Below are 6,384 nucleotides of genomic sequence, written 5' to 3'. Positions count from 1 at the left end.
GGACCCATCTCAGGGCCTTTTCGGCGGCCTCCAGAGGAAGGCTCGGGAGCGGCGGACCGAGTGGAGAACCCGATGGATTGCCCATTCTATGCTCACCTGAAACGCAGAAATCGGGCAATTTGCGATTCTCCCGGCCGCCCCCGGCTTTTTAGGCGGATTCGGTCCAATATGGCTCAATTATAGGGCTCGCCCAGGCGCCCGTCCTGGTCTAGAAAACGCAGCCCCCGGGGCCACTTAGCAGAAGCGGATTCGGGCGGCGGGGTAACCCGCGAGAGTCGCAAAACTGGAGCGAACACACAGTGAACAATAACGAGCAAACGCCGGACCTCACGGACCTGCAGATTCTCGTCGTGGAGGATGAAGCCCCGATCGCGCTTCAGCTCGAGGATATGCTGACGGAACTCGGGGCCGCCGTCGTCGGCCCGGCAAGCCGCGTGCGCCAAGCCCTCCAGCTCCTCCAGGAGCAGACGGTGGATGCCGCGGTGCTCGACCTCAATATCGCGGGCGAACTGGTCTATCCCGTCGCCGAAGCGCTGGAAAACAAGGGTTTGCCGTATATTTTTGCAACCGGCTACGGGGTGTCGGGCCTTGCCGAGCCCTATCGGAGCCGCACCGTCCTCCAGAAGCCGTTCTCCAGGCGCGAACTGCTCCGGGCCATTCGGGAGGTCCTTCCGCGCCCATGACGCGCCCTGACGCACCCATGACAGGGCTTACGCAGGGCCGATTCGACACCGATCGCACGCTTTCGCTGCCAGTCGACGCCCCGGCGATTGACCCAGGTCAAAGCCGGGGACCGACCAGCAGCGCTATGCGACAATAGAACTAGGCGAAGTCGGCCCGGCGATCCTTGTGGCCGGCGCGCGATTGGGCTACTTAAGCTGAAAGTACAAGATCCGGCCTCGGTGAACTTTAGCAAGCGGTACAAGAACTTGCGCAATCCGGGTCGAACAAAAATGCTGTCTGTTCAGCCAATAGCTGGGTGCCATTGGCGGACGCCAATGGTCTAGGGGAACAGATACAGATGGATTACGAGGCAAGCTTCCGCCAGCGACTTGAATCGCTCCATGCCGAAGGGCGCTACCGCGTTTTTGCCGACATCAGACGCCGCTGCGGGGCCTATCCCAACGCCGATCACATCACCGACGAAGGAAGCCGTGACGTAACCGTCTGGTGCTCCAACGATTATCTCGGCATGAGCCAACACCCCAAGGTGCGCGAGGCCATGCACGAGGCGATCGACACCGTGGGCGCTGGCTCCGGCGGCACCCGCAATATCTCCGGCACGACCCACTATCACGTGGAACTGGAAGCCGAGCTGGCCGACCTGCATGCCAAGGAGGCTGCACTCCTCTTCACATCCGCCTATATCGCCAACGACGCGACCCTTTCGACGCTGACCCGTCTCATTCCGGGGCTGGTGATCTTCTCCGACGAGAAGAATCATGCCTCGATGATCGAGGGCATCCGCCATGGCGGTGGCCAGAAATACATCTTTCGAAACAATGACTTAGGGCACCTCGAGGACCTCCTGAAGAAGGTTCCTCTGGAGGCGCCCAAGATCATCGCCTTTGAGAGCGTCTATTCGATGGACGGGCACATCGCCCCTATCGGCGAGATCTGTGAGCTAGCCCAGAAGTACAACGCCCTCACCTATCTCGACGAAGTGCATGCGGTCGGCCTCTATGGACCCTGCGGCGGCGGCATCGCCGAGCTTGAGGGCGTCATGGACCGCGTGGACATCATCAACGGCACGCTGGCCAAGGGATTCGGCGTCATGGGCGGCTATATCGCCGCCAGCAAATCCTGCTGCGACGCCATCCGCTCCTACGCGCCAGGCTTCATTTTCACGACCTCCTTGGCGCCGGCGATTGCCGCGGGCGCCCTGGCGAGCATCCGCCACCTCAAGGTCAGCGAGCTTGAGCGCGCACGCCATCGCGAGCGGGTGGGCACCCTCAAGGGGCTCATGGCCGAGGCGAGGCTGCCCGTCATGGAGAACCGGAGCCATATCGTGCCGGTCATGGTCGGCGATCCGGTCCACTGCAAGGCGGTCACCGATACCCTGCTGACCCACTACGGAATCTACGTGCAGCCGATCAACTACCCGACCGTGCCGCGCGGCACCGAGCGGATGCGGTTCACCCCCTCTCCGGTCCACACGGACGCCCAGATGGCCTACCTGATCGACGCTCTGAATGAGCTTTGGGCCGCCTGCCCCGTCGCCAACGGCGAGTATGTGAGGCTCGCGGCGGAGTAGGCATGCATCCGCGCATCCTTGCCCGCACCCTTGGCCGGGCAATCGTCATTGCTCTGGGGCTGACCAGTTCGCTTGCTGTTGCGTCCACCCAAGACGCCACGCTTTGCCTCCTCACGGCCGAACGCGTGGATGAAGGCGAAACCCTCGACGAAGTGGGAAAGCAAGAGGCCCACGAGGCCTGCCAGCGGGCCCTGTCGGCAACCGCGAGCGTAATCCAGAAATATCAGTTTCAGGAGGCGGACTTCGCCATCACCGGAGCCGAACGCTAGCCCGGGCAAACCGAGGCGCCTAGCCCGCTACTTCCTCATGAGCCAGGCGGCCAGGAAAGACAGGGTGAGGACGCCAAGCAGGCACAGCAGGATGATCACGCCGATCGCGCCAAGGATTCCCTTGAGCGTAGCCCAGAACCCAAATGTGGCGACCATGGCGGCCAGCAGCAGGATAATAATGATCGGCATCTTAGATTTCCTTCGGCCGCTGAGCGTTCGAGCTTACCTTTGCGCTTTTACCGCGCCCGCCGCCTCGGCTCAATAAGAGCGTAAATGGTTCGCCGTGCGCACCTGACAGAGGGCATTTCAGCAAGGGGCATTGAGACCGTGGACGAGGACTTGACCGATTTGGGCTCACTCAGCCGGCTCCTTGCGCTGGAGGACGCGGCGCTCGAGAGCGACGAGATGCGCCCTTTGCGGCTCGCGCGCGAGTTCTCGAAGGCCGACGCCACGCTGACCGAGAGGCAAATCTCCTCGACGATCGTCGTGTTTGGCGGGCACCTGATTGTCTCGCCGGAAGACGCCGACGCTGCCCTGGCCCGCGCCGAAGGACCTGAACAGCGGGCCCGCGCCCTGCGGATGAAGGAACTATCGGCTTGGTACGCGGAGGCGAGGCTATTCGCGCGCATTGTGTCGGAGCGCGGTGGCGCGCTTGCAACCGACGCGCCACGCGAGAACGTAATTACAACCGGCGGCGGCCCCGGCATCATGGAAGCCGCCAATCGCGGCGCGATGGACGCCGGCGCGCCGAGCATCGGCTTCAACATCGATCTGCCCGAGGAGCAGCCGCCCAACCCCTATACGACGCCTGAGCACAGCTTCTCGTTCCGCTACTTCGCCGTCCGCAAGATGCACTTTGCCATCCGCGCCAACGCGCTCGCCATTTTTCCGGGCGGGTTCGGCACCATGGATGAGCTGTTCGAGATCCTGACCCTGAAGCAAACGCGGAAGACCGCGCCAATCCCCGTGATCCTGTTTTCGCGGGACTATTGGCGAACCGTCGTCAACGTCGAGGCTCTCGTGGACTGGGGCACCATCGCACCCGCCGATGCTGACTTATTCGAGATGGTCGACACCGCCGAAGAAGGCTGGGCGGCCCTTGTCCGCCATGGCTTGATGCAGGCGCCGCCGGCGAAAGACGTGTGAGGGCAGACGGCCTCAGCGGGCGCCGAGCAGAAGCTTGCGGATCATGTCGGCCCCGACCGCGCGCTCAAGCTCCTTGAACGCGAAATAGGGAAGCAGCGCGACGCAGAAAATGAGCCAGAGCATCGCCGTGCCGGCAATGCCGCCTGCCAGGGCGCTGAAGGCGTCCTGGAGCCCGCCACCACCGATCCAGCCAATAATGATCGTTTCCACTGCATAAGCGGCAAAGAGGAGCGCGCTGAAAAGGACGGTCTTGGCAACGATTGAGTAGACCAGCGGCTTGCGCTTGAGTTCCTGCAAGGGGCCGAAGTCCTCCACCAGCGGCAAGAGCTTCATCAGCCAGAACGCGTTGATGGTGGTGAGCACGAAGAAGCTGAACGTGCCCCCGTATCGGGCCTCGCCGACCCAGGCATGCAACGCCAGCAAGGCGAAGACGACCCAGAGATAGGCGCAAGTTCCGGAGAACTTCCGAAGCTCCTCCATCGCCCGCTCCTTGGGGCTCAGCTTGGGAGGCTCCGTCTCGCCATTCAGCGCCTTAACGATGGCGCCGACATGCTCGCCATCGACATCTTCCGATATGGGCTCGTTTTCGGTCTGGACGGGATCCGGCGATGTCTCATCGGCCTCGCTCAGGCCGGCATCGACGGTGGTCTCAGGCGTGGCGGGCGCCGCGGGAGCAGTTGCTTGGGAGGACCCAAGGCCGAAAACGGCGTCGGCCGGTTTCCAGCCGTCCAGGCCATCGGCCCAGAGCAGATCGCCGGGCTGGAACTTGCCGGACTCGGCAAAAACAGAAAGCTCGCGATCCGTCAGGGGGCCGTGCTGCTGCCCGTCTCGGCTTAAATACCAACGCGACACAGCCTGCTCCACCTGGTGCTCATCGACGACACGCTCCTGCATGTAACCCCCCCCCAAGATCCCCGAATGGCCGGCGACTGATTATCATCCCGGGCGAATGGCCGTCGAGAGGGATGTTCGCTACCAGTTGACGCGCGGGCGGATGGCGAGCGGGCGGCTAGGCTCCGCTGGAGAGGTGTTCGCCGAGGCGCAAGCCCCAGGCATAGATCGTCAAGGAGGGATTCACGCGGCTGGCCCGCGGAAGGGGACTGCCGTCCCCGACATAGAGATTCTCCATGCCGTGAACCTTGCCGCGAGGGTCGACCACGGAGCTCTTCGGATCATCGCCCGTCACCATGCTGCCCAGCGCGTGCGCCGTACCGGCGATGCCCATGTATTTGTCCATCCCCACAAGGCCTGCCCCCAGGAGCCGCTCGATCCAGTTATCGATCATCGCGTGATGCTCTTTCACCGCGTGCGGCAGGCGGTCGATGGTGTAATCCATGATCGGCTTGCCGCCCGGGCCGCCTGAGATGATCCGATTCTCGGCGGAGGACGAATCTTCCGTCGTGGCCCAGAAGCCGATCGCCCGCGTGCCGAGGAACTTGTCCACGAAGCCCGGCGTCCACGGCGGCGCTTGCACGGCAAGCAGCTCCGGATCGATCCAACCCAGGCACTGCATAGACGAGTGCGGGAACTTGTCGTTGTAGAGCACGGCCGTCTTGCGCAGCACATCATGGTCCTTGAACGGCGAGAAGCCGAGCACCGCGGAGTTGATGTGCATCTTGAAGTTGGCGCCAAGCAGGTCGCCGCACGGCAGGTCCAACCCGCTTGCGTGAAGATGGTCCTCAAGGATGCGCGGGGACGACATGGCGCCTGCGGCGAGCACAACCTTGTCGGCTTCGTAGGTCGAGCCGTCGGCGCATTTGACGCCGATAATGGTCCGCGCATCGCCCGGAGCGGCAATGAGTTCGGCGACGGGATCGCCGACGAGCATCGCGAAATTCGGCTTGTCGCGAATCTGGTCGATCAAGTTCCGCTCCGAATCCGACTTGTAGCCGGAGGGCGACGCGAACCCGTCGAAATGCTTCGCCTCTTCCGGATTGGAAAGAATGTCATGCGACAGCCCCAGCGGCAGCGGGTGCGGCTTCCAATTCGGATCGGCGGCGGTAATCTTGTCGAGCAGCGCCTGGAGCTGCGGCTCGTTCTGGAACGAAGTGATCTCCAGAAGCTCGGTGGCTTCGTCGTAGTAGGGCTTCAGCTCGTCATACCCGAACGGCCAGCCTAGAAGCCCAAAATCGGGCTCCGCCTCGAACTCCACGGGCCGGAAACGAAACAGCGCTGCGCCATACCACTTCGTCTTGCCGCCGACATTGTAGAACTCGCCGGGGACGAAATCCTGCCCCTTGCTGTCGAGCCACACGAGGTGATTCTTGAACACGCCGTCGACGAAAACTTCGCGAACCTCCAGCGTGGACTTGTCGCGCGGCAGGAACGGCCCCTTTTCGATCAAAAGAACCCGCTTGCCCGCATTGACCAGCTTGTAAGCGACGCTTCCGCCGCCCGCGCCGCTACCAACAACGATCACGTCATGCTGTGGCGCCATGATGTGCTCCCGGTGAGTCACGCCCAGAGCGCGATTTTCAAGTTGTAGAGGCCCGCCGAAGTTTGGACCTTTGCAAGGTTGCCGATGCTATCGCCAATGTCTAGGCTTATCCTTCGCCAGTAGCGGTCAAGGTGAGTCGTTACGCTTTTCAGCGTTAGTGGAGTATGAAAGTCATCCACTCCATGGAGCATCATCTATGCCCTTAAAGAACAAGGTCGCGATCGTTACTGGTGGCAACACAGGCATTGGCCAGGCGATTGTTCTTGAGCTGGCCCGGC

At 62.6% G+C, this 6,384-nt stretch carries 7 protein-coding genes; 4 read left to right on the top strand and 3 right to left on the bottom strand.

Annotated features, from left to right (window positions below):
- Nucleotides 1-299: 299 nt before the first annotated feature.
- From ABY454_RS11890 to ABY454_RS11880, 3 genes are all read left to right on the top strand, one after another.
- Nucleotides 300-683 (top strand): response regulator, encoded by a 384-nt coding sequence (locus ABY454_RS11890; RefSeq protein WP_372930936.1) that lies wholly within the window; start codon nucleotides 300-302, stop codon nucleotides 681-683.
- A 338-nt stretch (nucleotides 684-1,021) separates the two neighbouring features.
- Nucleotides 1,022-2,254, top strand: a complete 1,233-nt coding sequence (gene hemA / locus ABY454_RS11885; RefSeq protein WP_372930934.1) for a 5-aminolevulinate synthase — start codon at nucleotides 1,022-1,024, stop codon at nucleotides 2,252-2,254.
- A gap of 2 nt (nucleotides 2,255-2,256) precedes the next feature.
- On the top strand, nucleotides 2,257-2,523 hold the full coding sequence (locus ABY454_RS11880; RefSeq protein WP_372930933.1) for a hypothetical protein: 267 nt from the start codon (nucleotides 2,257-2,259) through the stop codon (nucleotides 2,521-2,523).
- A gap of 27 nt (nucleotides 2,524-2,550) precedes the next feature.
- On the opposite strand, the gene ABY454_RS11875 is transcribed toward ABY454_RS11880, so the two are convergent.
- On the bottom strand, nucleotides 2,551-2,712 hold the full coding sequence (locus ABY454_RS11875; protein WP_372930931.1) for a hypothetical protein: 162 nt from the start codon (nucleotides 2,710-2,712) through the stop codon (nucleotides 2,551-2,553).
- An 84-nt stretch (nucleotides 2,713-2,796) separates the two neighbouring features.
- On the opposite strand from ABY454_RS11875, the gene ABY454_RS11870 reads away from it, so the two are divergent.
- A complete protein-coding gene (locus ABY454_RS11870; RefSeq protein ID WP_372930929.1) occupies nucleotides 2,797-3,669 on the top strand; it encodes an LOG family protein in 873 nt (290 codons plus the stop codon).
- A 12-nt stretch (nucleotides 3,670-3,681) separates the two neighbouring features.
- Here the strand turns inward: ABY454_RS11870 and ABY454_RS11865 are convergent, their stop codons facing one another.
- Nucleotides 3,682-4,563 carry a DUF4339 domain-containing protein gene (locus ABY454_RS11865; protein WP_372930928.1) on the bottom strand — a complete coding sequence of 294 codons (882 nt, stop codon included), beginning with the start codon at nucleotides 4,561-4,563 and terminating at the stop codon, nucleotides 3,682-3,684.
- 115 nt (nucleotides 4,564-4,678) lie between these two features.
- Nucleotides 4,679-6,106, bottom strand: a complete 1,428-nt coding sequence (locus ABY454_RS11860; RefSeq protein ID WP_372930926.1) for a GMC oxidoreductase — start codon at nucleotides 6,104-6,106, stop codon at nucleotides 4,679-4,681.
- Nucleotides 6,107-6,384 lie beyond the last annotated feature (278 nt).

This window comes from Methyloceanibacter sp., from assembly GCF_041573655.1.
Lineage (GTDB): Bacteria > Pseudomonadota > Alphaproteobacteria > Rhizobiales > Methyloligellaceae > Methyloceanibacter.
This window is presented reverse-complemented; position numbering and strand designations above follow the sequence as displayed.

Excerpts from the sequence above, each read along its gene's own strand:
- hemA (WP_372930934.1), top strand. The coding sequence starts at position 1,022 with ATGGATTACGAGGCAAGCTTCCGCCAGCGACTTGAATCGCTCCATGCC.
- ABY454_RS11880 (WP_372930933.1), top strand. The coding sequence starts at position 2,257 with ATGCATCCGCGCATCCTTGCCCGCACCCTTGGCCGGGCAATCGTCATT.
- ABY454_RS11875 (WP_372930931.1), bottom strand. The coding sequence starts at position 2,712 with ATGCCGATCATTATTATCCTGCTGCTGGCCGCCATGGTCGCCACATTT.
- ABY454_RS11870 (WP_372930929.1), top strand. The coding sequence starts at position 2,797 with ATGGTTCGCCGTGCGCACCTGACAGAGGGCATTTCAGCAAGGGGCATT.
- ABY454_RS11865 (WP_372930928.1), bottom strand. The coding sequence starts at position 4,563 with ATGCAGGAGCGTGTCGTCGATGAGCACCAGGTGGAGCAGGCTGTGTCG.
- ABY454_RS11860 (WP_372930926.1), bottom strand. The coding sequence starts at position 6,106 with ATGGCGCCACAGCATGACGTGATCGTTGTTGGTAGCGGCGCGGGCGGC.